Source organism: uncultured Brachyspira sp. (assembly GCF_944390595.1).
Lineage (GTDB): Bacteria > Spirochaetota > Brachyspiria > Brachyspirales > Brachyspiraceae > Brachyspira.
On sequence record NZ_CALXRN010000021.1, the window covers coordinates 1 to 3,243 of the forward strand.

The window sequence follows — 3,243 nt, forward strand, 5'->3', positions numbered from 1 at the left end:
TGCATCCTCTATATTTTTTATAAACATATCTTCATTTTTAATTATAGGGTCTGCAGGCAGTATTACAGTAATAGCATCACCTAATTTTTCTTTTATGGTTAATATACCTAAAGTAATTGCGGCAGTAGTATCTCTTCCCATAGGTTCGTATATTATATTTTCTTTTTTAAAATTAGGTATGTATTTATCAAAGGATTCAGAGTATCTTTTTCCAGTGATTATAAATATATGTTCTTCATCTGTGATTTTTAAGGCTCTGTCTATGGTTTGTTCTATTAGTGATTTATTTTCTATGATATTTAAAAACTGCTTTGGTTTATTTTCTCTACTTAAAGGCCATAGTCTTTCACCTATTCCTCCAGCCATTATAAGTACAGCTATATTCATTTTATTATTTCCTTTTTTCGTATTATTATATAATTTACAATATATATTATATTCAAAAATCAATAAAAAACAACAAAGATATTATTTTATATATAATATTTTTTATAAAAATGGAATACTATATCACTAAAAATTGTTAGAATAATTAATTTTATTTATTAAACTCAAACACTTGTTGTTTTATGTTTGCCTATTAGTATTAAAAAAATATTATTTACATTTCATACATTAAATAAAAAAAAAATGTTTTTTTTGTAAAAAATGTAGTTCTTATATAAACATAAGTAAATTTTGTTGTATTAATATAAAATATTCTTTAATATTTTTATTTGACAAAATTATGATTATGTATTAATCTTTATCTATAATGGGGATAAGTTAATTTTTTTATAAAGAATTTTATTTTGAGGAGTATTATGAATAATAGTGAGCAATTAATATATGATGATGACGATTTGTTGTCGCCTATAGATGCCGCGAAAATAATAGGGGTCTCTAGAACAACAGTTAATTATTGGGTCAGACATTACGGGTTAAAAGCGGATGTTACTCCGGGCAAGAGATATAAAATACGTTATGCCGATTTGAAAGCCTTTTTAGCCTTTAATAAGAAGGAAAAGAGAATAAAGTTAAAAAGGAAACGTTCTAAATATAAGCTTGCTATTATTGAACCTATGGAAATAACTAGAAAAAATTATATCGATTGGCTTAGTAATGATTATGATGTTGTATGCATATCTAATTTATTAAGCCCTCTTAAAGAATTAAAAAAAAATGCTCCGGATATAATCTTAATGGATATTAATTTGTCAGAGGACAAGGATTATTTTTATTTATTAGATGAGATAAAAAAAGAAATTTCTCTAAGAACCGCACTTATCATAATTATAACCAAAAAATACAATGAAGATGATGTTGTTAATGGGCTTGAAAAAGGAGCTTGTGATTATGTAAAAAAGCCTGTTGGACAGAATGAGCTTAAAGCTAGAATAAAAAATGCTATTAGATTTTATGTAGATGTATGAACTTATAACATACTTACAGGATCTATGTCTATTTCTATGTAATTACCATTTTGAGCTATGAAGTTATCACTTAACTTGCTGAAGAAGCTTTTTAATAGAGCATGAGATGGAGTTTTTATGAGTATGTTCCATCTGTAATATTTGTTCAATTTACTTATTGTACATGGAACAGCTCCTAATATTATAATTTTATCAGAGTGTTCATAAATGGACACTCTTAACATATCTGCAATAATATTAGCATCATTTTCTACATTTTTTTCATTTGTACCTCGTATTACCAATCTTACAAGCCTTGAGAATGGAGGATAATTAAGAGGTGATTTTCTTTTTTCTATCTCATTATTATAAAAAGAAATATAATCATGGTTTTTTGCACATTCTATGCTATAATGATTTGGGGAGTATGTTTGAATATATACCATACCTTTTTTATCTCCTCTTCCGCTTCTCCCTGCAACTTGGGTTATGAGATTAAATGTTCTTTCTGCACTTCTGAAATCTGGTATATGAAGAGACATATCAGCAAATAAAACACCTACTAATGTTACATTAGGAAAATCAAGCCCTTTTGCTATCATTTGAGTTCCTATAAGTATATCTATTTCACCATCAGAGAATTTTTTGAATATTTTTTCATAGTTTTTAGTTCCGCCTACTGTATCTTGATCCATTCTTTCTATTACTGCATTTGGAAATAGTATATTTAAATTTTCTTCTACTTTTTCCGTACCGCTTCCTATACGTTCAAAATGTCCTATTCTGCATTCATCGCATAATTCTTCTAAAAATTGAGTATATCCGCAATAGTGACACATAACTACATTTTTTTTCTTATGATAGGTTAAAGAAACCGAACAGTTAGGGCATTCTAATACTTTTCCGCAATGTGAACAGCTTACAATAGGGGCATATCCTTTACGGTTTAGAAAAAGTATAATTTGTTCTTTTTTTTCCAGCTTATTATTTATCTCTTCAACTAGCTTTTGCGTCATCATTGGAAATATATCTGATTTTTTTTCATGCTTTAAATCCAATATTTTAACTTCAGGCATATTTACAGAAGCTGCTCTTTTGTTTAAACTTAAAAGTTCTATTTTACCAGTTTGGGCATAATAAAAACTTTCTATAGAAGGAGTAGCACTTCCTAAAACTAATGTAGCATTTTCTTGTTTTTTTCTATAAAAGGCTATTTGTCTTGCATGATATCTAGGTGTATCTCCCGCTTTATAGCTAGTTTCATGTTCCTCATCTATAACTATTATTCCCAAATTTGGAGTAGGGGAGAATATTGCACTTCTTGCTCCTATTACTATTTTTATTTCATCCTTTTTTATCATTTGCCAATATCTGTATTTAGCATTTGGTGATAATTTGCTATGAAGTACAGCTATTTTTCCTTCAAATCTTTCGGCAAATCGTTTTATAGTTTGAGGTGTTAATGATATTTCCGGTAATATTACTATAGCCTGCTTTCCCATATCTACAACTTTTTTAATAGCCTGTAAATACACTTCAGTTTTACCGCTTCCAGTTACTCCATGAAGTAAAAAACTTTTGGGATTATTTGATTCTATACTTTCGATTATTTTTTTTAATACAGTTTCCTGTTCATTATTGAGTTTTAAATATGGTTTTTGTTTTGCTGGAATAGGCTGAGCTTTTTTTTCTTTTTTAGCAGGTGTTCCTACTGGAAGAGCAGCAAATAATGCTTCTCCGAATGATGAATGGTAATAGTTACTCATCCATTTAGCTAATTGGAATTCTTTATCAGAACATATAGGTTCAAGATCTATTCTAGCTTTAATAGGATGTATTTTATAATTTCCAT

At 28.0% G+C, this 3,243-nt stretch carries 3 protein-coding genes; 1 reads left to right on the plus strand and 2 read right to left on the minus strand.

Annotated features, from left to right (window positions below):
- A partial coding sequence (locus tag Q0J90_RS01145) for a sugar phosphate nucleotidyltransferase (protein ID WP_297276165.1) occupies positions 1-387 on the minus strand: 387 nt, incomplete at its 3' end.
- Between the two features lie 416 nt (positions 388-803).
- Between Q0J90_RS01145 and Q0J90_RS01150 the strand changes: the two genes are divergently transcribed.
- Positions 804-1,412 (plus strand): response regulator, encoded by a 609-nt coding sequence (locus Q0J90_RS01150; protein ID WP_297276166.1) that lies wholly within the window; start codon positions 804-806, stop codon positions 1,410-1,412.
- A 2-nt stretch (positions 1,413-1,414) separates the two neighbouring features.
- On the opposite strand, the gene priA is transcribed toward Q0J90_RS01150, so the two are convergent.
- Positions 1,415-3,243 (minus strand): primosomal protein N' (gene priA, locus Q0J90_RS01155; RefSeq protein WP_297276167.1); only part of this gene is annotated, 1,829 nt, incomplete at its 5' end.

Coding starts and splice junctions, on each gene's coding strand:
- Q0J90_RS01150 (WP_297276166.1), top strand. CDS start 804: ATGAATAATAGTGAGCAATTAATATATGATGATGACGATTTGTTGTCG.